Source organism: Caballeronia novacaledonica (assembly GCF_900258035.1).
GTDB lineage: Bacteria > Pseudomonadota > Gammaproteobacteria > Burkholderiales > Burkholderiaceae > Caballeronia > Caballeronia novacaledonica.
On record NZ_OGTP01000004.1, the window covers coordinates 194,897 to 216,727 of the forward strand.

Annotated in this window: 19 protein-coding genes and 1 pseudogene; 13 read left to right on the forward strand and 7 right to left on the reverse strand. The window is 64.9% G+C overall.

Translation table 11 applies throughout. The features are described 5' to 3' along the window. Window positions 1-267 precede the first annotated feature (267 nt). The 6 genes from NOV72_RS08925 (at window position 268) to NOV72_RS08950 (ending at window position 6,666) form a co-directional block, all read left to right on the forward strand. The gene (locus NOV72_RS08925) at window positions 268-1,605 is read left to right on the forward strand and encodes an MFS transporter (protein ID WP_106854224.1); all 1,338 of its coding nucleotides are present in this window, start codon (window positions 268-270) and stop codon (window positions 1,603-1,605) included. Further along, window positions 1,602-4,034 carry a xanthine dehydrogenase family protein molybdopterin-binding subunit gene (locus tag NOV72_RS08930; RefSeq protein WP_106854225.1) on the forward strand — a complete coding sequence of 811 codons (2,433 nt, stop codon included), beginning with the start codon at window positions 1,602-1,604 and terminating at the stop codon, window positions 4,032-4,034. Before NOV72_RS08925 ends, NOV72_RS08930 begins: the two co-directional genes overlap by 4 nt. Continuing rightward, on the forward strand, window positions 4,031-4,891 hold the full coding sequence (locus tag NOV72_RS08935) for an FAD binding domain-containing protein (RefSeq protein WP_106854367.1): 861 nt from the start codon (window positions 4,031-4,033) through the stop codon (window positions 4,889-4,891). The genes NOV72_RS08930 and NOV72_RS08935 overlap by 4 nt, the downstream gene beginning before the upstream one ends. Next, the gene (locus NOV72_RS08940; RefSeq protein WP_106854226.1) at window positions 4,888-5,352 is read left to right on the forward strand and encodes a (2Fe-2S)-binding protein; all 465 of its coding nucleotides are present in this window, start codon (window positions 4,888-4,890) and stop codon (window positions 5,350-5,352) included. The genes NOV72_RS08935 and NOV72_RS08940 overlap by 4 nt, the downstream gene beginning before the upstream one ends. 24 nt (window positions 5,353-5,376) lie before the next feature. Next, window positions 5,377-5,691: an EthD family reductase gene (locus NOV72_RS08945; protein ID WP_106854227.1), complete on the forward strand. Its 315-nt coding sequence runs from the start codon at window positions 5,377-5,379 to the stop codon at window positions 5,689-5,691. Between the two features lie 117 nt (window positions 5,692-5,808). Beyond that, complete coding sequence (locus NOV72_RS08950) at window positions 5,809-6,666, forward strand: NAD(P)-dependent oxidoreductase (protein WP_106854228.1); 858 nt, start codon at window positions 5,809-5,811, stop codon at window positions 6,664-6,666. Window positions 6,667-7,168: 502 nt separating this feature from the next. On the opposite strand, the gene NOV72_RS08955 is transcribed toward NOV72_RS08950, so the two are convergent. The 7 genes from NOV72_RS08955 to NOV72_RS32210 all read right to left on the reverse strand — a co-directional run bounded on the left by NOV72_RS08955 (window position 7,169) and on the right by NOV72_RS32210 (window position 11,301). Next, window positions 7,169-7,972, reverse strand: coding sequence for a lysozyme inhibitor LprI family protein (locus NOV72_RS08955; RefSeq protein ID WP_146149966.1), 804 nt, complete (start codon window positions 7,970-7,972; stop codon window positions 7,169-7,171). Window positions 7,973-8,121: 149 nt separating this feature from the next. Beyond that, on the reverse strand, window positions 8,122-8,646 hold the full coding sequence (locus NOV72_RS08960; RefSeq protein WP_146149967.1) for a hypothetical protein: 525 nt from the start codon (window positions 8,644-8,646) through the stop codon (window positions 8,122-8,124). Between the two features lie 6 nt (window positions 8,647-8,652). Further along, entirely contained in the window at window positions 8,653-8,952 is a 300-nt protein-coding gene (locus tag NOV72_RS08965) for a hypothetical protein (RefSeq protein WP_106854231.1), read from the reverse strand. Beyond that, window positions 8,909-9,472 (reverse strand): hypothetical protein, encoded by a 564-nt coding sequence (locus tag NOV72_RS08970; protein ID WP_106854232.1) that lies wholly within the window; start codon window positions 9,470-9,472, stop codon window positions 8,909-8,911. The genes NOV72_RS08965 and NOV72_RS08970 overlap by 44 nt, the downstream gene beginning before the upstream one ends. A gap of 161 nt (window positions 9,473-9,633) precedes the next feature. Then, window positions 9,634-10,191, reverse strand: coding sequence for an AAA family ATPase (locus tag NOV72_RS32660; RefSeq protein ID WP_342753373.1), 558 nt, complete (start codon window positions 10,189-10,191; stop codon window positions 9,634-9,636). Continuing rightward, window positions 10,097-11,044, reverse strand: a complete 948-nt coding sequence (locus tag NOV72_RS08975; RefSeq protein WP_245932953.1) for a P-loop NTPase family protein — start codon at window positions 11,042-11,044, stop codon at window positions 10,097-10,099. The genes NOV72_RS32660 and NOV72_RS08975 overlap by 95 nt, the downstream gene beginning before the upstream one ends. Window positions 11,045-11,046: 2 nt before the next feature. Next, entirely contained in the window at window positions 11,047-11,301 is a 255-nt protein-coding gene (locus NOV72_RS32210; protein WP_106854233.1) for a hypothetical protein, read from the reverse strand. 98 nt (window positions 11,302-11,399) lie between these two features. On the opposite strand from NOV72_RS32210, the pseudogene NOV72_RS32665 reads away from it, so the two are divergent. The 7 genes and pseudogenes from NOV72_RS32665 to NOV72_RS09015 all read left to right on the forward strand — a co-directional run bounded on the left by NOV72_RS32665 (window position 11,400) and on the right by NOV72_RS09015 (window position 21,746). Next, window positions 11,400-12,138: pseudogene (locus NOV72_RS32665) on the forward strand (DUF1016 N-terminal domain-containing protein). 680 nt (window positions 12,139-12,818) lie between these two features. Beyond that, window positions 12,819-13,766: a hypothetical protein gene (locus NOV72_RS08990; protein ID WP_106854234.1), complete on the forward strand. Its 948-nt coding sequence runs from the start codon at window positions 12,819-12,821 to the stop codon at window positions 13,764-13,766. Window positions 13,767-14,045: 279 nt separating this feature from the next. After that, the gene (locus tag NOV72_RS08995) at window positions 14,046-15,038 is read left to right on the forward strand and encodes a pentapeptide repeat-containing protein (protein WP_106854235.1); all 993 of its coding nucleotides are present in this window, start codon (window positions 14,046-14,048) and stop codon (window positions 15,036-15,038) included. A 53-nt stretch (window positions 15,039-15,091) separates the two neighbouring features. Then, window positions 15,092-15,760 (forward strand): DUF3540 domain-containing protein, encoded by a 669-nt coding sequence (locus NOV72_RS09000; protein ID WP_106854236.1) that lies wholly within the window; start codon window positions 15,092-15,094, stop codon window positions 15,758-15,760. An 8-nt stretch (window positions 15,761-15,768) separates the two neighbouring features. Next, window positions 15,769-16,164 (forward strand): DUF4150 domain-containing protein, encoded by a 396-nt coding sequence (locus NOV72_RS09005; RefSeq protein ID WP_106854237.1) that lies wholly within the window; start codon window positions 15,769-15,771, stop codon window positions 16,162-16,164. 50 nt (window positions 16,165-16,214) lie between these two features. Beyond that, a complete protein-coding gene (gene tssI, locus NOV72_RS32670; RefSeq protein ID WP_245932968.1) occupies window positions 16,215-19,067 on the forward strand; it encodes a type VI secretion system tip protein TssI/VgrG in 2,853 nt (950 codons plus the stop codon). 3 nt (window positions 19,068-19,070) lie between these two features. Next, the gene (locus NOV72_RS09015) at window positions 19,071-21,746 is read left to right on the forward strand and encodes a DUF2169 family type VI secretion system accessory protein (protein ID WP_106854238.1); all 2,676 of its coding nucleotides are present in this window, start codon (window positions 19,071-19,073) and stop codon (window positions 21,744-21,746) included. Window positions 21,747-21,831 lie beyond the last annotated feature (85 nt).

The following is a 21,831-nucleotide window of genomic DNA, read 5'->3' on the forward strand; positions in this document are numbered from 1 at the left end:
TTCCTGACTGATCGATCAGTCAACAAGGGAAATTCCGCGCATGTTTCTGGTTGACCGCCTGTTCGCTCGTCCGCTACTGTGCTGACTGTTCGATCGATCAGTTTTTTGCTTCCCGCGATGCCACGGTATTCGACCGAATCCACACAACCCCGACACAAGCCCATGCCGCCGGCCCGACCACGCGCCGGAAGGCTCAAGGAGACAGTTACATGAAACGTTTTCCGTCGTTCACGCGCCGTTTTCCCAACCTTCACTGAGAGGGCAATCATGTCGCGCAAAATTGCTCTCGATGCCAACACGCCCGCGCCGGTAACGGCACCGGCGGACACGCAGCGCGCGCTGTATTTCAAGGTGGCCGTGCGGCTCGTGCCGCTTCTGATCGTGTGTTACGTGGTTGCGTATCTCGACCGTATCAACGTCGGGTTCGCCAAACTGCAGATGCAGGACGCGCTCGGTTTCAGCGACGCCGTGTACGGTCTGGGTGCGGGCATCTTTTTCATCGGCTACTTTCTGTTCGAAGTGCCGAGCAATCTGCTCTTGCAGCGTGTCGGCGCGCGCAAGACCATCACGCGCATCATGGTGCTGTGGGGCATCACCGGCTGCGCGATGGCGACGGTATCGAGTCCCGCCGCGTTCTATGTGCTGCGCTTTCTGCTCGGCGTTTTCGAGGCGGGTTTCTTTCCGGGCGTGGTCTATTTCCTGAGCCAGTGGTTCCCGCGCAGCCGGCGCGGGCAGATTCTCGGCCTCTTCATGACGGGCTTTCCGATCGCGGGAATGATCGGCGGCCCGGTATCGGGATGGGCGATGTCGCATCTCGCGGGCGTCGCGGGTCTCGCGGGCTGGCAGTGGCTGTATATCGTCGAAGCGGCGCCGGCGGTGCTGCTGGGCATCGTGACATGGTTCACGCTGTCGGACGACATCGAGCGCGCCCGATGGCTCACCGAGGCGGAGCGCGACACCTTGCGCCATGCGTTGCGCGAAGAAGGGCACGACGCGGGCGCGAGACATGCCGGCCAGTTGCGGCAGGTGATCGCCGATCCGAAGGTGTACCTCATGAGCTTCGCGTACTTCACGTTCATCTGCGGCACGTATGCGCTGAGTTTCTGGCTGCCGACGGTGCTGAAGGTCGCGGGCGCGACGAGCGTGGAGCGCATCGGCTGGCTGTCCGCGATTCCGTACGGCATTGCGGCCATCGGCATGGTGCTGATCTGCCGCAACTCGGACCGCTTGCTCGAGCGCCGCTGGCACGGTGCGTTGGCCGCCCTTGCCGGCGCGATCGCGCTTTCGCTGCTGCCGCTTCTGGCGCATGATCTGACTGCAACCATTGTGCTGCTGACGATCGCATCGATCACCGTGTTCGTCACCATTCCGCTGCTGTGGTCGCTCGCGTCGGATTATTTCGCGGGGTCGCCGGCCGCCGCGGCTGCCATCGCGTTCGTCAACAGCCTGGGTCTCCTGGGCGGCTTCGCCAGTCCGTTCGCGATGGGCTGGCTCAAAACGCTGAGCGGCACACTGAACAGCGGCCTTTATCTGATGACGGCGCTGCTCGCACTCGGCGCCTGCGGCATGCTGTGCATGCGCGCTGGAGCACGGGAAAACGGATGACGAACGAAGTGACGAATCAGACGCAAGCGCAGCCGGCACACGTGGAACAGACCTTCAAGGATGCCTCGCCGGGAAGCCTGCTGGGCGCGAGCGTCGCCCGGCTGGACGGCGAGCGCTTCGTGTCGGGGCGCGTGGATTACAGCGCCGATCTCATTCCGCAAGGCGCGCTCCATCTCGCGGTCCTGCGCAGCGCGCACGCCTGCGCGACCATCGTTTCGATCGACCTGTCCGATGCGCTCGCCATGCCCGGCGTCGTGGCCGGGCTGACGGGCGAGGATGCCGCGCGCCTCTCCGATGCCATGCCTCCCGCGATGGATCTGCCCGCCAGAGGGGCGCGCGGTCCGCTGCAAAGCCGCTGTCTCGCAGTGGGCCACGCAACGTATTTCGGGCAGCCGGTCGCGGCCCTCGTGGCGATTTCCGTTCAGGACGCCCAAGCCGCGCTCGACAAGATCCGTATCGAGTATGAAGTGCACGCGCCGGCTGCCACCGCGCGCGACGCGCTGCGCGAAGGTGCGCCGGTCGTGCAGCCCGGCTGGGACAGCAATCTGCTGGTGCGCGACCGCATCCGTTCGGGCGATGCCGACGCCGCCTTCGCGCGCGCGGCGCATGTCGCGCGGGGCGAACTGACGATCGGCGCATCGACCAGCGCGCCAATGGAAACGCTGTGCTATATCGCCCAATGGGATGCACGCGGTGAGCGTTACGCACTGACTGGCACCTTCCAGAATCCTCATACGAGCCGCTGGCTGATCGCGGCGGCGCTGCGCGTGAAGGAGTCGCAGGTGCGAGTGATCGCGCCGCGCATCGGTGGAACGTTCGGGCTCAAGATGGCCGGGCATCCCGAGGAAGTGCTGGTGGCGCTGTTCAGCCGCATAACAAAACGCCCGGTCGCATGGGTCGAGGAACGGCGCGAAACGCTGCTCGCGGGCGCTCGCTCGCAGCATCACAGCTTCGAGATCGCAGCGGACGAGCAGGGCAGGCTGATCGGCTGGCGCGACCGGATTCTGGTCGACGTGGGCATTATTGGCGCGGGTCATAGCTGGGCGATGGCGCTTGTCACGCCGGCTGTGTTTCCGACCGTCTATAGCATCGACCATTGCGATGTCGAATGCTCGCTCGCCATCACCAACAAGCCTCCGTGGCAGGCCATTCGCGGTTACGGCAAGGAGATCGGCAACCTCGTGCTGGAGCGGGCCGTCGATCTGCTCGCCCGGCAGACCAGCATCGATCCGGTCGAGCTTCGACGGCGCAATCTGGTTGCGCGTGAAGCTTTGCCGAGGCTGCTGCCATCGGGTCTCAACGTGGATAGCGGCGACTATCCAGGCGGCCTTGCGCAATTGCTGACCCTGTTCGATTACCCGCAATGGCAGGCGCGCGCGCGTGCCGCGCGTGACACGGAGCGACGCATCGGCATCGGCATTGCGTTCGAACTGACGCCCGAAGGCGGCGCGCGGCCCGGCAATTTTCCCAACGGCTACGAGACATCGACCGTCCGCATGATGCCCTCGGGCGACGTGCAGGTGCTCACGGGCGTGACATCGCCCGGCAGCGGCAGCGACACCGGCATCGCGCAGATGGTCGCGGGCGAGCTGGGATTGCGCGCGGATCAGGTGCGCGTGATCGAAGGCGATACCGATGTGACGCCGCTCGGCACCGGCAACGCCAGCAGCCGCGCGCTGATGTACGGCGGGACCGCCGCGTATCTCGCTGCGCAGGAGCTACGCGACAGGCTTCGGCAGTGCGCCGCCAACATGCTCGGCGGCACGCCCGGCGATATCGTGCTCCGGGACGGCCACGCGTGGCGCACGCCGGACGGTGCGAAGATCGCCGTGGCGGAACTCGCGCTCGGTGCGCATCTGCGGCCATTCACGGTGGCGGCGGGAGTGACACTGCCGCTCGAGGTGACGCGCAGCTTCGCGCCGAAAAACGTGCGCGTGGAACCGGACGCGCAGGGCCGCATCGCCACGTATCCGACGTTTTCATACTCTGTTCATGCCGTGGCGCTCGAGCTAGACATGCTCACCGGCAATAGCATGCTGCTCGACTATGCCGTCGTCCACGACTGCGGCGCGATGATCAACCCCGCGCTCGTCGAAGCGCAACTGCGCGGCGCGATCGTCATGGGGATCGGCGCCGCATTGTGGGAACTCATCCGGTTCGACGACAGGCATCGCGTGATCACTGACCGCTTCAAAAGCTATCTGTTGCCGCGTGCGAACGACCTGCCGCCGATACGCGTCGGGCATCGCGTCACGCCGAATCCGTTCCATCCGCTCGGCATGAAGGGCGCGGGGGAATCGGGACTCGGCGGGGCGCTCGCCGCCGTCAGCAATGCGGTGGCGAATGCGCTCGGCGACGACGCGCGGCTCGAACACGTACCGGCGACACCGGCGCGCGTCATGGCTTCTCTGAAGGAGCGATGCGCGTGATCGGCCAATACTTCGAGTTTCATCAGCCGGCGACGCTCGACGAAGCCTGCGGCCTGCTGGCCCGCTTTCGTGACGATGCATCCGTACTCGGCGGCGGCACGATGCTGGTGCCGTCGATGTCGGCGAATCTCGCGCGACCGGGGCATCTGATCGGTCTCGCGGCGCTTGGCCTGAATGACATCGCGCTGGACGACACGCATCTGCACATCGGCGCCATGACGACGTACGCGCGATTGCTTGCCTCGCCGCTCGTCGCAGCGCACGCGCCGCTGCTCGCCGCGATGACCGCGCAACTCACCGGCGGCGCTTCGATTCTGAATCAGGGCACGCTCGGCGGGGCCGCGAGCTTCGCGAATCCTTCTTCGGATGCGCCGGGTTGTCTCGCGGCGCTTGAGGCGATCTTCGAACTGCGTTCGTCGCGGGGCGTGCGCTGCGTCACGGCAGGCGATTTTTTCGTCGATGCCTTTCGCACCGCACTGCGCCCTGACGAATGCCTCACCGGCATTCGTGTGCCGCGCGATGCGACGAACGTCGCCTGCGAGTACCAGAAGTACAAGGCGAGCGCGAGCTCGTGGCCGATCGTGACGATCGCGTGTTCACTGCATCGGGGCGAACACGTGAGCGTGCGGCTCGCGGTCGGCGCGGCGGGGCGGCGGCCTGCGTACCGGCGATTCGTGATCGACGAACCCACGCTGCGCGCGCCCGATTCCTTCCTCGAACAGGCGGCGATGAGTGCGCTGGATCTCGTAGGCACTGGCTGGAGCGATGAACTCGCGGATGGCAATTACCGTCGCGCGATCGTGCCGGGCCTGGTGAAGCGGCACGTGCGCAGCATACTCACCGGAACGAAGCCATGAAAGGAAACATTGAGGTGCGGCTCACGCTCAACGGCGAGCCGCGTTGTGCCCAGGCGGATTCGCGCCAGTTGCTCGTCGAAGTGATTCGCGATGCGCTGGACGCGAAGGGCACGCGCATTGGTTGTCTGACCGGCGATTGCGGCGCGTGCACGGTGCTGATCGATGGCGAAGTGCGCAAGTCGTGTCTGGTGCTGGCGGCGTCGATAGACGGCATTGAGGTACGGACTATCGAAGGCCTGGAGGGCATCGAAGCGTTGCAGGAGGCATTCATCGCGGAGAACGGGTTTCAGTGCGGCTTTTGCACGAGCGGCATGATCGTCGCCGCGGCGGATTTGCTGAAGAACAATCCTTCGCCGAGTCCCGAAGAGATTCGGCGTGCCATCAGCGGCAATCTATGTCGATGCACGGGTTACGAGAGCATCGTCGAGGCGATTCATCGCGCGGCGCAGGGAAGCGTGTGAAGGCTTCATTGCCAGGAGGAAACAATGTCTCAGCAACCCGGCGTCACGATCTACGTGACTTATGAAGGCGGACCCGGCGCGCGTTTCGATCGCGCGTATTACGTCCATCATCATCTGCCGCTCGTGATGCGTCATTGGTCGCAATACGGTCTGGAAAGCGTCGCAGCGTTTTTCCCGGCGGTGGCGCAGGCGGGAACGCTTGCGATCTGCGAATGCTGCTTTCGCGACGAAGCATCGGTGGCTGCGTCGTTCGCTTCGCCCGAAGCCGCGGAAGTCATGGCCGATCTCCCGCATTTCACCGATCTCGCAGCGCATCGCTCCCGCGCGATGCCAATATGAAAAGGTGATTCCGATGGTTGATCGATTCAGGCCGTGGGACATCACAGAGGCTCGCGGATCACGGCGGTGATCGACTGGATTACGCGCATCATCTGATTCATTGCAAGGAGGAGAATCATGGAAATCGGCATCATCGGACTCGGCGCGATGGGACGCGCAATGGCGAACAATCTCGCGCAAGCGGGACATGTTGTAAAGGCGTGGAACCGCTCCGGCGGATCGGTGGACGGCGTGACGATGGTCGCATCCCCCGTGGAGGCGTTTCAGGGCGACGCGGTGTTCACCATGCTTTCCGACGATGACGCAATTCGTTCGACGCTGATCGCATCCGGTGTCCTCGCGCAAGCGAAGGCGGGTCTGGTGCATGTGGTCACATCGACGATCTCAGTCGCGTTCGCGCGCGAACTCGTCGCGGCGCATGGGTCGGCTGGCATAGGCTACGTGTCGGCGCCTGTGCTCGGACGGCCGGATGTCGCGGCAAAAGGCGAACTCAATGTGCTGGCGGGTGGACCGCCGGATGCAGTCACAAGGGTGCGACCGTTGCTCGACGTGATCGGCGGCCATATCTGGGACATGGGCGACGAAGCGCCGACCGCGAACGCCGCGAAGATCGCCTGCAACATGATGATCACAATGGCGATCGAAGCGATGGCAGAAGCCGTCGTGCTCACCGAAGCGAACGGTTTGCCGCGCGAGCGCTTCTTCGATGTAATTCTGAATACGCTGTTCGGCAGCCGGTCGTATCACGTGTATTCGGCGAACATCGCGCATGCGAACTACGAGCCGGGCTTCAAGGCGACGCTCGGGTTGAAGGATCTGCGGCTCGCGTCCGAAGCGGCCGCGGACGCGGGCCGCACGTTGCCAATGCTCACTGCGGTGCACGAGCGCATGAGCGAAACGGTCGCGGCAGGCTTGGGCGAAAGAGACTGGTCGGCGATGGCGAAATACACGATCGAGTTGGGTGGGGGGCGGTAGTCTGGTAAAGCGAGTGTTTGCCTGCACGGACCCCGATGTTCACGACTATTTGCGGTTTGCGCAATCGATGGTTCGGGATCGGGGCACGCCGGGTGACCCGCTGTTCTGCGACATTCCACTGATACGAAATGTGCGTCCAATGTAAATTTGTCTGGCGACTACCAGCGATCGTCCCGATGAGTGATCGGATCGGGGCCGAGTCCGGCAGTTGAGACCACGGTCACCGCGGGTTCACAACGGGTGAACTGTGATCTTCGGCAACCGGCCATCAAGCGTCACTCGCTGCGACGATCGTTTCGACATTTGTGGGACGGCTTCGCTCCGGAAGCGGTCACGGCTGCGCGAGGGGTCCAGACGGCATTTGGGTCGGAACGCGACACCCGCGCTGGTCGTCAACGATGAGGTGAAGCCGTTGCGACGGCTATACGAGCGGGGAGTTTGCGCGGTCGTCGTCGCAGTTCATAAAGGGATTGCCAAAAGTCCAGATACACGGGGATAGCTTTCAGCGCCTGGACGGTATCTCGATGGTCGTTGGGATGCGGACTTCCATGACCTTTCCGAGCAAATCATGCCCGTTCCCCTTTATGCACGTGGTCCGAGGTTCCACGCGCGTCGAACAATATCCGCTCCAGTTTTCGATAATGGTCCGATCGAACGAAATCTGTTCTTCACCGCTGTCGGGCCAATAGCTCACGATATATCCGCACTGCTTGCTGAGAAACAGCACGACCGGCTTGTACGGACCCGATCTCTGCGGTGTTTGTCGCAGGAGGATGGCATCGGGGCACGACGCGTGGACGGCGTCGAGGCGCCGCTTCGCGAGATCGTACGCGGCTTCCGCGTCGGCGTGCTGCTGTGCCAATGCCTGCGCCCAGTGGATCGCTGCATCGGCGGGTTTTGCGTCGGAGAGAACCTGGCCGCTCACCACCGCCGTCAGCCACGTCTTCTGCCGTTCGTACCAATGCACCAGGCAATCGCGATCGTGACAGTTTCGTTGACGATCGTTCCGTTGTTCGCGCATGTGCTGCTTGAACCCATCCTTGTCGGTGCTCGCCGCCTGCGCTTGCGCGAATAGGCTGGCGAGTTCGACATCCGACGCGGCCAGTTCTGCATCGCCGCAGATAATGTGCTCCGCATCCACCGAGGCTTTTGTGCAATCGAAGCTCGTGGTGAACGTCCGGGTTGGCGCTGCGACCGGGAAGCTCGTCGAATCGCTCAGGTTGGACGAATTGCCCGGGATGCTGGCGAAATCGACCGGCGCCGCGGGGAGCGTCGACGTCGTAAGGAGAATGGGCGGAACCGGCATGGACGGCGGCGCGGCGCTGACCCCGAAACGCTCCGCGCGCGATAGCGCTTCCTGCGTGAGCGCCGCGCGATTCGCTTCCACTTCGGCGCGGATCGTTTCGAGCGTGTTGCCGCGATAACGGAAGTCGGCACAGCGCGAGTTGTAGCCGTTCACCGCATCGTGAACGGTTGCAGCGAGGCCTCCGAAGTCGACTCGATCCGAGTACGCCACACCTGGATGCGCAACTTTTCGGATAAGCAATAGCGAATCTGGGACGCCGACAAGACCAGCTCCCTACCGACCGGCGGCATGCTCTCCGAAGGAACCTCGCTCGGCTGGACCTCCGGTGCTGACACGTTCTCGACGGGCACTGGCGTATAGGCGACCGGTGTCGAAGCCGACGACTCGAGCGTGCTGCCGGGATTCGATTGGTTCTTTGAAACGGTCCCGACCACGAAGATCGATAGCAAGATGAGTACAACGACCGGCACGACCAGCATCCAGAGCCCCGAACCCCGGTCCGGCTCCGCCGGCGTCGATGAAGACTGTTCGACGGCTGCCGCCGTCGGTGTCTCGACCGTCGCAGCCGTTGCCTCATCCATTTTGGAAGCGGGCCGCGCGGCCACCGTCGCTTCGATGTCCGACACCATCGAGTTAAGCGCTGCAAATCCTCTTTTTGTCTCGGATTGGCTCATGTTCCGTTAGCCCTTCAGATAATCGGTCAGCTTCGCAGCGCCCTTTTTGGAGGCGCCGCGAATCAGATGCTCGATCAGGTGCGTGTCCCAATCTTTGATATACGACGCCGAGCCGTGCACTTTCCTGTCGTCACGTTTGCCGACCACGAACCGGCCATCGGCAGACCATGCATGTACCTCGCTCCGGCGAACTCGCGGCAGCCCGTTGTTGCTCCAGAACTTGTGCTGCGGCAGCGTGATCGCGCCGTCCTCGACCGAGAAACTACCGAAATGAAGCGTCTCGCCTTTCTCCAGTCGGTTGAGCATGTTCGACCATCAGGCGGACACAGACCGCGCGCCATAGCGCCTGGGTGAAGCCTGTGTACGTCGATTCTTTTCTCAGGTTGATGTTCTGCTCGCCCGCGCCCTCAATCGACAAGGCGATGTGATAATCGGTCCCGGTCGGCACGCCGTTGACCGAACGGCGCACGCCACCCCAGCGGACGCGCCGGATCGAATCGAGCGGAAATTGTCGCCCCTTCCAGGTGATGCCCTTTTCAGCCACGGCCAGCCGATCCTTGAACATGACACCGACGTCCGCCTCGAACGCGATCTCCCGCTCCCATTCCGCATCTTGACGTTGCTTGTCGGTGGCGCTCTGACGCAGGCCTTTAATCGCCTTGGCGTCCTCGGCGAGCGTGTCGCCAAACTCGGGCAGATCGACGAACAGATTTCCGAGCAGACGTGTCATGCGGTCGGCGCAATCCAGCAGGCCGTGCTCATTGTTCAGGTCGACGCCCAGACTTCGCATCCGCGTCGCCACGTCCGTACTTGACTGATGCGACATGCCACGCGATCGGGCGGAAACCTGGATCGGCTTCGCCTCCGAGCAGGCAGAACGGATTCTTCTGCAGCGCCGTCTCAGTCATTTCACTGTTCATTTGCATTTCAACTGTATGCAGCATGTCAACGGTTGTTCGAGAGACAGTGTCTCGAGTACCCGCTTACTCAAACAAAGCCGATGCGTCGTGCCTCCGGCACTTCCTGGCGCGACGGCGTAGCCCGGAGCGCGGCCAGCAGATAGTCCTGAGCGAGTTCATCGGCACCCGAGCGCGCCGACAGCCGGGCACCCTCGCGAACGACGAACGCCAAATCGGACAACGGCCGCCCCGCGAGTGCTTTCGCGAGCGCGTCGGCATCGACACTCGCGTCCTTCGGCAGGCTGGCAAGCAGATGCCCCAGCAATGCACCGACTTCCTGCTCGTTCGGAAAGTCCACTGAAATCACATGATCGAAACGGCCGCGCCGCATGATGGCCGAGTCGATCATCCCGATCCGGTTCGTCATGCCGATAATCAGGACTTCGTTGCGCGTGGCTTCGGGAATGCGCCGCAGGAACTCGGCGACTTCCTCGACCCGGTGATGAATTCCGCCGCCGCCATGCTCGCGATCGGCCAGAAAAGCTTCCATTTCATCGATCACGAGGACCGACGGCGCGCTCTTGATCGCCAGTTCGAACATCTCCGACACCTTCCGGGTGGTTTCGTGGATGTAAGGGCTCGCCACCGTCGAGGCTTCGATGCGAAACGCGCCAGCCGAGATACTCGATCAGCCGCTCGAACGCGAAGGTCTTGCCGCAGCCGGGCGGTCCATGAAGGATCGTGGGCGAAGGAAATTCGATGCCCAACGCCTGATACCGCGCCCGGTTCTGCACGATGTCGATCACGTGCTCGTGAAAAAACGACTCCAGCCCGGTGCGTCCGAACAGGCGAAAGACGTCAGCAGTGGCGTCGCCGGCTGACAGGTTCGCGTGCGAGCCGGTGCTTGCCGACGCCGCGCCGCGCTGCTCGTTTTGTGTCATTTCATCGATTTCGATGCCCGCCGTGCGCGCCACATCGCGCAGCGGGACAGCATCGATCCACGTGAGCATGCGCTGCAGCCGGCCGATCGACCGCGCCGACACCAGAACGCCGCCGGTCAGCCAGGCGCCGAGCACCACGTCGTCGGTCACGGACGCTTGCGCGTCGCAGGTGGGAAGCAACCTGCCGAGCGTCTCGACATAGATCGCGTCCTGCAACGCACTCGCGGCGTCGATCGAACGCGTTTCGCGCAGCGCGCTCGCGAACGCCTCGCTCCTACCCGATGGCGAAGCAAAGTCAGACAAGGATTCGAGCCGCCTGCTCAGGCCCCACGAGATTTCATAGAAGGCCTGCGCGCCGAACTGGAAGCGCAACAGATCACCCGGTCGGGTCAGCCCGGCGGCGGCCCATTTGTCGTGCAACGCCTGCGTCACCAGCAAGGCACGGCCGGCACCGCGCGTCGCGATGATCTGCCACGCCTCGGCGCCGTAGAGCGGACGGCCGCACAAAGCGCCGTCCGGTAGTTCGCAGCCCACCGGCAACCAGCTTTCGATCGTCACGGTCAGCCTAAGAGAATGTTCGACGCGGCGATCATGTCGTCCTCGGCCGAAGAGTAGATCCTGATTGCGTCGAGATTGCTGACGACCGAGCGCAACTTGTCGATCTCGTTGTTCTGCATCGCCTGTTGTCCGGCACGGCACAATGCGAGATGCTCCTGTGCATCCGGGAACAGCGAGGCATCCTCGGAAAGCCATTTGAACCGGTCGATGACGAACCAGTCCTGCCGCCAGAGAATCACGAAGTTCTTCGAGCGCATTTCGCTCAGATGCGAATCGAAGTCGCCGCCGAGGCTTTCGATCGCGCGTTGCGCCGTCCTGGCCAGATTGTCGAATGAGGTGATCTCAGCCGGACGACGTGGCCTTGCGCAATGACGTGGTGGAGCAGTTGCAGCGTCGCAATACGGCGGCCGCACGACAGGCACTGATGCTGCTCGCCCGCGAATACGCGACCGACAGCGCGTTACCTGCGATGACCGTGCGTTTGCGAGAACTCGAGAACACATCAAGGCTTCCCGTGACCGACCACGCCGAGTTGGCCGCGCTCCGCCGTCGCTTGGAGAATGAGGTGACACTTGCTGCCCGGCAGGTACTGTCCGACCAAAACGCTCAGTCGTGGATGGCACCCTGCTGGCGTGAACTTGCTCAGCGCGCCGCAGCTTGGACGCGCTACGTGCGACTGATGCGACGAACGCGATCGCCCGTAGAGCGATCGTTCTTCGAAACCGAGGCGTTGCGCGGTGGCTGGAGCGTGCGGCAGCTCGAGCGCCAGATCGGCAGTCAGTTCTACACACGCACTTTGATGTCCACGGATAAGCGCGCAATGCTCGAAAGGGGCGCTGTCGCGCAACTTGGTGACATGATCAGACCCGAAGAAGCGATCAAGGATCCCTACGTCCTTGAGTTCCTTGACCTGAAGGATGAAGTGATCGCACGCTATGCCCTCGACGGCTTGCCCAACAAGGTGGGTTGCCTCGGAATATCGCACTGTACTTCCGGACGAAACGTTGCTTGCTGAGGAATTAGCGAGAACTCGTCGCGAATGGGAAGCTCAACATCTCATCCTGCCAAAGAAGAGCGATCGTTCGGGTGACTGAGGAAGCGGCAGGTAAGAGGTTGCCGTTCGCTTGCGATCCAGCATGTCGTCGGTTCCGTGATCGGCCTTTGCGGACGTTCATCGATCGGCGTGGAGACGGCTGTTGAACGAAGGGGACCGGTCATCCATGTCGCCGTCGCGTTGAAAGGCAGCCACCCTCCCTGTGACTGGACAACGTTCGACTCCTTGCCGCCGTCCGCCGACCGGACGCCTCGTTGAACGGGACTGTCGGCGGAGCCGAGGCTAGAAAACACGATGCACCGATGGCTTCGGTACAAGAGCCGCCCCAGTTTCGCATTCAAAGCAAATACAAAATCAGGGCCGACCAGATCGCTCGGCACGACGAGATTCGCGTCGTGCTCGAGCGCTTGTCCGGGCGAACTTCGACTCCCCCTGAATTGGCGCAACGAATCCGGATCTGCCCCCGGAGTTTCGATCGACGAATTTCACGAACGTCGTGATCGCAGACGTTCGGCTCGACGCACGTACCGCCTGGCGTACACGCAAGGCAGCGGCGGCGCGCTCGCGAGCTGCGTACGGCTGGGTATAGCGAAATAAGGCAGGCGGCGCGGCAAAGCCGCGAATAGTCGCCTCTTTGGCGCTCTGCTCGGGCTTTTGTCCGCGCCGCGCATCGCTACACTGCGACGTACTCGAACCGGCTCAACACAACAAGGAACGGCGATGGCCGACGCTGTGGATCATTATTTCGTGGGCCTGACACAGCAGGTCTCGGCCGGCGGACTCGCGCGCCTGCGCGGTCATGGCGCGTCCACGATTCCGGCATCGCTCGTGTATCCGGTCGGCGCGCGTTTCAGGAACTTCGTCGAGCCGCTCGTCACGCTGCTGAGGAGCGACGAGCGCGTGCGCGAAGTCGTTCTGCGTCCCGTGCTCGGGCGTTACGGATCCAGTCAGGAGCTGTCCGTTGGTCTCGAAGTGAAGGCCGAAACGGGATTTGACGCCGCCAGACTCGCCGCGAGCGTGTTCTCGCTGGCGATCGGCGCGGCCCAGACCGATGCCTTCGTGGGCCGCGTCCTGCCGCCCGGCGAATGGACCGACAACGCGCGTCCCGGCCTCACTGTCATGTTCAAGGCGCCCCACCGCATCGCGGATACGGTCGAACTGGTGCGGCAGATCGTGGACTTTCCTGGCGAAGGCTGGGCAATCGACGGCTTCACCATGATTCCCTCGGCCGACAGCCGCATCGGCATTGTGCAGGGACTGCGCTATATCTTCCTTCCCGAAATCAGCGTGCGATGGGACACCGGCCTGCGCGAGCGCCTCTGCGCGAACGAAAACGAGATCGACGTGATTCTGCTCGATCAGGCCACGCGCATCGGACGTCTGTGCAAGCTGCTCGTGCAGGACGAGACCATCGAGGCCGCGTGGCTGAGCTGGTTCGACATCATGGTGGCGGGCATCGAGGATTATCGCGAGGTCATCGACACGTTGAAGGCAGAGCAGGGCGCGCGCGCCGCGGATCCCAAGTCCATGGCGCGCAAGGCCTTTTCCGAAATCCTTGAGCTGACCAGCGCGAGCGTGCTGCAAAAGCGCCTCGGGTTTCTCGGCCACGAAGGCGCACGGCAGGAGCAGACGGAACGCCTGGACAGTTTGCCGGGCATCGCCGCGTGAAACCCATCCACGCTGGTTCAGCATGGATGTCCGGCGTGTGCCGATCACGCGGCGCATGTTGCCGGACCTGAGCGATGTGCGCGCGGGCACGGTTACATCCGTAACGTTGCGGCCGGGAATTGCAACACGCCGGTAGCACGGGCGAGTGAGACTGATGCAGAAGCAAGAACGAACGATGCGGAACAGGACGGGGCAAGGCATGAACGCGAATTGCGCGGAAGGCTGGACGAACGAAGGGACGATGCGTGAGGTCGCTCGCCGCGCGCGGAGGGACGCCGCATGACGCCGGAGCAGCTCAAAGATGCGCTGGCCCGTGACCGGCATGTCGCCGATATCGATTTGAGCGGCATGAATCTCACCGGTCAGGACCTGTCCGGAAGCCGCTTCACGAACGTGTCGCTGTCTGGCGCGAACTTGTCGGGCGCAAAGCTTGCCGGTGCGGATTTTCAGAACGTCCAGTTGTCCGGCGCGAACCTGACGCGCGCGCAGGCCGCGGGCGCGACGTTTACGCGGGTCGAACTGCGCGGAGCGAATGCGCAGGAAGCGGACTTTTCGGGCGCGCATTTCAACGCCTGCGACTGTACCGCGGGCTCGTTCGCCGGAGCGCAGTTCGTCCGCGCCGACGCCTACGAATGCGTGTTCGCCGGGACCGACTTCACACGGGCCATGCTGTTTCGCTGGACCGCGATGAACACCGATCTCGCCGGCGCGAAACTGGCCGGTGCGTCGTTGCGCAATGCTTATCTGAAGGGGGCGAACCTTCGGGGCCAGGATCTGCGGACCTGCGATCTGACCATGACGATACTCGATGCCGCGCAGTTGCAGGGCGTGAATCTCGGCGGGCTCGCGCTTGACCGTACGAGCTTCGTCGAAGCGCAACTGGATGGCGCCAGTCTGGCCGGCGTGCGCGGTCAGTACACGGCGCTGCTCGGCGCGCAGCTCGCGCAGGCCGACCTGCAGGGCGCGCGCTTCGACATGTCGGACGCTAGCGGCGCGACATTTGCGGCGGCGCGCGCCGATGGCGTTCACTGGGATCGCTCGGTACTGAGGAAAACGTCGTGGCAGCGCGCATCGCTCAAGGCCGCGCGGTTCGTCTACTGCGATCTGTCGCATGCGGACCTGTCCGGGGCGGACGGCTCACGCGCGGATCTGAGCGGCTCGAACGGGCATGCGCTCAAACAGGACGACACGCGCTGGGACGGCGCGAACCTGAGTGGAATGCGTCCCACGGACGCGCTGCTGCTGCAGGCCGAGCAGTGGCGTCCGCGGTGACACGCCCGGCACGAGCGGACGAAGTACACAGGACTCGACAGGCGGAGCGAACTATGAAGCACAACAATCTGGTCCCGATGATGCGGGCCGGCAACGACGAAGCGGTCGGTCTCGTTTGTGCGACCGTCACCGGGCGCGCGGGCCAGTGGTATTTCCTGAGCGCGGCCGACGGGTCGCTGGAGCGCGCGCTGCGCGCGGATAGCTGTCTCGTCGAGCCGGATTGCGGCGACTCCGTGCTGGTCTGCCGGGCCGGCGCCAACGTCGCGGCCTACGTGCTGGCGGTGCTGGCGCGCGCGGTTCCGGACAGCGCCGATCTGCTGCTGCCGGGCGGCGTGGCGCTGCACGCGGAGCAAGGCGGCCTGCGGATCGACGCCGCGCGCATCCGCATGAACGCCACTGCGGAAGTCGCCATCGGCGCGCCGCGCGTGGCCGTGGAGGGCGTGATCGGCGACCTGGCCTTCGACCGGATGAACGCATCGATTCGTGAAACGAACGCTCGCTTCGGCATCGTGCGAACGGTCGCGCAGCAGCTCACCTCGACCGTGGAGCGGCTGGTGCAGAAGGCGCGCACGAGCTTCCGCTGGACCGAAGACGTCGACGAAACCCGTGCGGGCAGGGTGCGGATGCAGGTCGAGGAGCGGATGCACATCACCGCGCAGCATGCGAGCCTGCTGGCCGAGGGTCATGTGCGTATCGACGGCGAAAAGATCGATCTGGGCTAGGAGGACACATGTTCGCAGTCACCAAACAGGCCGGGCAATGCATGGGTGCGCCCGACGTCTGCAAAACGCCGGCGCCGCCCGCTCCGCCCGTGCCGATTCCCTATCCGAACATCGGCATGCCGATGCTCGGCAATCCGGCCACCACCAAAGTGATGATCAGCGGCATGCCGGCCCTGACGACCGCATCGGAAATCTCGATGAGCGACGGCGATCAGGCCGGCGTGGCGGGCGGCGTCGTGTCGAGCCAGGTGATGGGGCCCGTCGCCTTTCCGCTCGGCAGCGTGTGCGTGATGCTGGAAGGCGCGCCGGCCGTACGGCTCGGCGACATGACGCAGCACAACGAAGGAAATATTGTCGGCTCGGTCGTCGCGCCCAGCCAGGCGGTCGTCATGGTCATGAGCTAGGACCTGTCCACACTGATCGCAGCCCTGGACCCCGTTTTGAGGAAAGCATTGTGAATGCACTGACCGACAAGGTACTCGCGAATCGGCGCTTCGATTTCCGATCCGCCGCGCACGATGCCGGCAAATTCGCCGTCGTCGAGATGGAAGGCTTCGAGGCGATTTCGCAGCCGTTCCGCTTCACGCTGACCCTCGTGTCGGAGGATCCGTCGATCGATTTCGACGCCATGCTCAGGCATCCGGCGACGTTCCTGATCTATCCGCCCGACGGCCGTGACAGCGTTCCGTACCACGGCGTGCTCGCCGAGTTCGACCAGTTGCATCGTGCGGACGGCTACGTGTTCTATCGCGCCGTGCTGGTGCCGCGTCTGTGGCGGCTGTCGCTGTACCGCATCTCCGAGGTTTATCTCGACGAACTGCCGATTCCGGCCACGCTCGAGCGCGTGCTGAAGAACAGCCAGCTCACGGAAACCGATTACGCGTTCCGGCTGAGCGGCGATTTCGAGCGCAACGGCGCTTACCGGCCGCGCAGCTTCGTCTGCCAGTTCGAGGAAACGCACCTGGATTTCGTGTCGCGCTGGCTCGAAAACGAGGGCATGTACTACTACTTCGATCACGCTGCCGGCGGCCAGCTGATCGTGGTCGACGACCGCGTCATGCACGACGCGAGCGCGCTGGAAGTCGACTACCGTCCTGACGACGAGATGGACACTGGTGTCTCCGGCCGCACCGTGCGCGATTTCGTGAGCCGCCAGAAGCCGCTGCCCAAGGAGGTGATCCTGCAGGAGTTCAATCACCGCAAGGCAGCGGTGCCGCTGAAGATCAGCGAAACCGTATCTGACGACGGCTTGGGCCAGGTCATGCTGTACGGCGAGAATTTCCGCGGCGAGCAGGAAGGCCGGCGCTATGCGAAGCTGCGCGCGCAGGCGCTCGTCTGCCAGGGCCGCGTGTTCTCGGGCGAGGCGACGGCGGTCGGCCTGCGCAGCGGCTACTTCGCGCGGCTCGCGGGTCATTATCGTCACGATTTCAACGACACATACCTGATCACCGAGATCCATCATCGGGGCACGCAGGCCGGCGCGCTGCTGGCCGGCGTCAGGAGCCCGATCAGCGACGGCGGCGCGAGTGGCGAGACGGCGTATCGCAACAGTTTCCGCGCGATCCCCGCGAGCGTGCAGTTTCGTCCGCCGCGCACGACGCAGAAGCCGCGCGTGGCCGGCACCATGACCGCATTCATCGACAGCGAAGGCTCGGGCCAGTACGCGGAGCTCGACGAATTCGGCCAGTACAAGGTGCAGTTGCCGTTCGACCTGACCGACAAGAATCCGAACAAGGGTTCCGCGCGCGTGCGCATGGCGACGCCCTATGCGGGCAGCGACCATGGAATGCACTTTCCGTTGCACAAGGGCGCCGAGGTGCTGCTGTCGTTCTCCGACGGCGATCCGGACCGGCCCGTCATCGTCGGTGCGGTGCCGAATTCGGAGAATCCGAGCGTGGTCGAGCAGGCGAGCGCGCATGAGAACCGCATCAGCACCGCGGGCGGCAACCTGCTGCACATGGGCGACAGCGAGGGCAAGGAAGTCATGTGGCTCCATTCGCCGTTCCACAACAGCACAATCGGCATAGGCTCGATCGATCCGAAGGGCGGCGGCAGCATCTGGAGCAGCACGGCGGGCAACAGCGAGACCGTCACGCTCGGCACCACCAACGCGACCAGCGTCGGCGGCAAGAACACGCTGACGGTCGGCACCGCGACCACGCTCTCGGCGGCCATCAACAACAACGCGACGCTCGGCGCGACGCTCGCGATGTCGGCAGGCATGAGCGTGACGTGGAACGGCGTGTTTGCCGGCCTTCCCAACGCCACGGCAGTGGGCGCCATAGCGGGGGCCGCGGCCGGCGGCGCCGCGCTCGGGACCCTCGGCGCGACGTCGAGCAGCGACGGCTCTCCTGTCGCGGACGGCATCATCGCCGGGGCAGGCGGCGCGGCAGCCGGCGGCTTGGCGGGGGCGGTCGCGGGCGCATCAGGCGCCGGCAGCTGGCTGTCCCCTTCGGTGCAGTCCCTGACGATCGACGACTCGACGGGCATCTCGCTGAACCAGAAGCAGAACCAGCGCGCGGTGGACAAGGTCACGCTGTCCGGCGGTCAGTTGCCGCTGATCACGGCGACGGTGAACACGGTCAAGACGGGCGTCAAGATCGCAGCGAGTACCGCGCTGGCCGCGCAGGCGGCGCTCGCGATCGCCTCGACCTACAAGGCGTATCAGAGCGATGGCGCGAAAGCCGGTGCCTGGACACCCGACACGACCGGGCTGCTGACCGCGCAGTACGCGCTCGGCGGCGCCGAGGCGCTCGGCGTGTATGGCTTCATGCAGTATGCGGCGCGCTCGCTCGCCACGACCCTGAACACGGAAGCCGCCTATGTGAGCAACGCAACGCTCAACGAGACCGGCATCAATCTCGGCATCGGCCTCGAAGGCGCAGGCGCGAAGCTCGCGATGACGACAGCCGATCTCGGCGTCACCGGCGGCGTCGACATGACCGTGGGTCCGGCGGGTTCGCTCGCCAAGCTCTCGATGGCGGCCACGGGCATCACGATGACCACGCCGGCGAAAATAGGCGCGACGGGCAGCGATGTCTCGGTCACCGGGGTGGCCACGGCAACGGTCAAGGCCCCGACCGTGACGGTGGAAGCGGCGACCGAACTGGCGCTCAACGGTCTCACGACGGCCAGTCTGAGCGGCGCCACCGTTTCGGTGCGCGGCACGGGCGACGTCGTGGTCAACGCCGCGGGCGAGGCGATTCTGCGGGGCCTGGGGGCCACCACCGTGAGCAGTAACACCTCGTTGCTCCTCTACTCCAACGGCTGGGTGGCCTGCACCGGCAAACTGATTCAGCTGGGCTAAAGCATGAAAGTCCTGAAACCGCTCGACATGACGCTGCTCTACCGTGCGTTCCGTTTCGCCCGGCGCGACTCGCTCGCGCTGAGCCTGATGGCGTGCTTCCGATTCGACGCACCCGGCGGCATCGACGGTCTCGTGCCCGAGAACGAGACCTGGGCGCTGGTCGATCAGGCGCTCGGCCAGGACGGGATTCTCGATCAGGGCTATCCGAAACCGGCCGGCGAATATCTCGTGTACGGCGCGGCCTGCGCGCCGCTCGGCACCGAGGTCGAACAGATGCGCGTCAGCGTGCGCGTGGGCCGGCTTGCGAAGTCCGTGGTCGTGAGCGGCGAGCGCCGCTTCGGCGTAAGCGGGATGCCGTCGAGGCCGGTGCCGTACGCGCGCATGCCGATCGTGCCGGCGACCGCGTTTGGCGGCGCGGAATGGGCCGCGAATCCGTCCGGCAAGGGCTGGATCGCGCCCGCGCAGGACGGCGGCGCGCAGCAGGCGCTGCCCAATGTCGAATATGAAGCGCAGCGCATGCTGGGCCGCAAGGATCGTCTGGACCCCGCGGGTTTCTGGGCCTTCGATCCGGTGTCGCCGCAGCGCCGGCAATACCTCGGCACCTGCGACGAGCGCTGGCTCGCGACCGACTGGCCCCATCTTCCCGCCGATACCCGTCAGCAGTACTTCATGAGCGCGCCGCCCGACCAGTGGCTCGCGTCCGGCTATTTTGCCGGCGACGAGACGGTCGAGATCCAGGGCATGGACGCGCGGCGTCATCTGTTGCAGGGCCGTCTGCCGGGGCTGCGCGCGCGTTGCTTCGTGTACGGACCGGTACCCGATGCGGCGGAGCCGGTGGTCCGCGAAATCGAAGCGCGCGCGGATACCGTCTGGCTGTTCCCCGAACTCGGCTGCGGGATCGTGCTGTACCGCGCGCTCGCCGCCGTCACCGATTCGGACGCGAGCGACGTCACGCACATGCTGGCCGCGTGGGAAACGCTGGCGGCGGCGCCGTTGCCGTTCGAGCATTACCGCGACCAGTTGCTCGACAGCCTGAAGCGGGCGGCCGATGCGGCACCCGTCGAGCCGGCCCCGCCCGCTGCCGTCCCGGCGGCAGCGGGTGCCGTGCCCGCAATGCCGGCTGTGCCTGCGGCCGCCACTATCGCGGAGGAAGCGGCGCAGGAACTGGCTCAGGTCGAGTCGATGACCGCGGACCTGAACCGCCAGACCGAGGCGTTCATGAGCCAGCACGGGCTGACGGCCAAGGATCTTCAGCCGTTCCTGAAGGTCGAGGAAGCGCCGGCCCCGGTGAGTCTGGCCGAGGTCGAACGCATGACTGCGGCGCAGAATGCGCGCACGCGGGCGTTCATGCAGACGCACGGCCTGAGCGACGCGGATCTGGCGCCGTTCCTGAAGGCCGCCGACCCGGGGCCTGAGCCCAGTCTCGCCGACTTGCCGGCGATGGCGGCGAAGATGCAGGACGCCACGCGCGCGATGCTGGAAAAAGTCGGCATGTCGGAAGCCGAGGTGTCCGGCTGGCTCGCCGCCAATCCGGCGACTGCCGCACTCGGGACCTTGCCGCAGCCCGGCACGCCGCTTCCGCCTGTCGATCCGGCCGCGCTCGCCGCGTTGGCGGCGCTGCCGAAGACACCCGGAATGCCGTCCGCGCCGGAATTGCCCGCGCTGCCGCTGCCGGAGCCGCACACGGCCCAGCTGACGCGCGAGCAGGTGATCGCGCGGCACGCGGCACGCGAGAGCCTCGCCGGCTACGACCTGTCCGGCGTCGATCTGTCCGGGCTAGATTTGTCCGAAGCGGATTTTTCGGCGGCGCTGCTCGAAAAGACTTCGTTCGCGAAGAGCACGCTGCGGGCCGTGAATTTCAGGCAGGCGCTGCTCAAGGAGACCGATTTCAGCGGCGCGGATCTGCAGCGTGCCGACCTGAGCGATACGAGCGGCGGCGGCGGCAAGTTCGCCGATGCCGACCTGCGGGCGGCAAAACTGATGGGCGGTGATTTCTCGAAGGCCGATTTCAGCGCCGCGCGCCTCGGCGGGGCACAGCTCGACCGCGCGCTGTTCAGCAAGGCGAAAATGGCCGGCGCCGACGCATCGGCATGTCATGCGCACGAGACCCAGTTCGATGCCGGCGATCTGACGGGCGCGAACTTCGGCGGCGCGTCATTGGACCGTGCGACGTTGCGCGAAAGCGTGCTGAGCGGCGGCAACTTCGAGGGCACCAGTTGCGAGCAGACGGTTTTCCACGGCGCACAGGCGCAGCAGGCGATGTTCGGCGGCGCGAACCTCGGCGCGTCGCGCGCGCAGGCGACGTGTTTCGACGGCGCGCAGTTTGCCGGTGCCAATCTCGGCCGCGCGAACTGGCAGGGCACGCAACTGCACGGTGCGAACTTCGCGGGTGCGTCGCTGGACCACGCCGACTTCAGCAATGTGCTGGCCGTGAAGGCAAACTTCCGGCTCGCTTCGGCACAGGGCGCGAAGTTCGCGAAGGCCGACCTGAGCGGCGCGGATCTGTCCGCGGTCAACCTGTTCAAGGGGTCGCTGCGCAAGGCCAGACTGGACGGCACGCTGCTCACGCATGCGAATCTGTATGGCGTCAATTTCGACGAGACACAACCGACTCTGGCCACGATCGAAGGCTCGAACATCGAGCGCACGATCCTCAAATACCGGCCACCGGTCGTCTGACAGGCAAAGGAAGTCAGGGAGCAGGACGGCGCTCGCGTCGGCCTGCTCCCGGCGCTTCTGAAACACCGCGAGCCGCCGGCGCGGG

Bases quoted from the DNA above. Each gene is read 5' to 3' on its own strand.
- NOV72_RS08925 (WP_106854224.1), top strand. From the start codon at position 268: ATGTCGCGCAAAATTGCTCTCGATGCCAACACGCCCGCGCCGGTAACG.
- NOV72_RS08930 (WP_106854225.1), top strand. From the start codon at position 1,602: ATGACGAACGAAGTGACGAATCAGACGCAAGCGCAGCCGGCACACGTG.
- NOV72_RS08940 (WP_106854226.1), top strand. From the start codon at position 4,888: ATGAAAGGAAACATTGAGGTGCGGCTCACGCTCAACGGCGAGCCGCGT.
- NOV72_RS08945 (WP_106854227.1), top strand. From the start codon at position 5,377: ATGTCTCAGCAACCCGGCGTCACGATCTACGTGACTTATGAAGGCGGA.
- NOV72_RS08950 (WP_106854228.1), top strand. From the start codon at position 5,809: ATGGAAATCGGCATCATCGGACTCGGCGCGATGGGACGCGCAATGGCG.
- NOV72_RS08955 (WP_146149966.1), bottom strand. From the start codon at position 7,972: ATGCCGGTTCCGCCCATTCTCCTTACGACGTCGACGCTCCCCGCGGCG.
- NOV72_RS08960 (WP_146149967.1), bottom strand. From the start codon at position 8,646: ATGAGCCAATCCGAGACAAAAAGAGGATTTGCAGCGCTTAACTCGATG.
- NOV72_RS08965 (WP_106854231.1), bottom strand. From the start codon at position 8,952: ATGCTCAACCGACTGGAGAAAGGCGAGACGCTTCATTTCGGTAGTTTC.
- NOV72_RS08970 (WP_106854232.1), bottom strand. From the start codon at position 9,472: ATGTCGCATCAGTCAAGTACGGACGTGGCGACGCGGATGCGAAGTCTG.
- NOV72_RS32210 (WP_106854233.1), bottom strand. From the start codon at position 11,301: ATGCGCTCGAAGAACTTCGTGATTCTCTGGCGGCAGGACTGGTTCGTC.
- NOV72_RS08990 (WP_106854234.1), top strand. From the start codon at position 12,819: ATGGCCGACGCTGTGGATCATTATTTCGTGGGCCTGACACAGCAGGTC.
- NOV72_RS08995 (WP_106854235.1), top strand. From the start codon at position 14,046: ATGACGCCGGAGCAGCTCAAAGATGCGCTGGCCCGTGACCGGCATGTC.
- NOV72_RS09000 (WP_106854236.1), top strand. From the start codon at position 15,092: ATGAAGCACAACAATCTGGTCCCGATGATGCGGGCCGGCAACGACGAA.
- NOV72_RS09005 (WP_106854237.1), top strand. From the start codon at position 15,769: ATGTTCGCAGTCACCAAACAGGCCGGGCAATGCATGGGTGCGCCCGAC.
- NOV72_RS09015 (WP_106854238.1), top strand. From the start codon at position 19,071: ATGAAAGTCCTGAAACCGCTCGACATGACGCTGCTCTACCGTGCGTTC.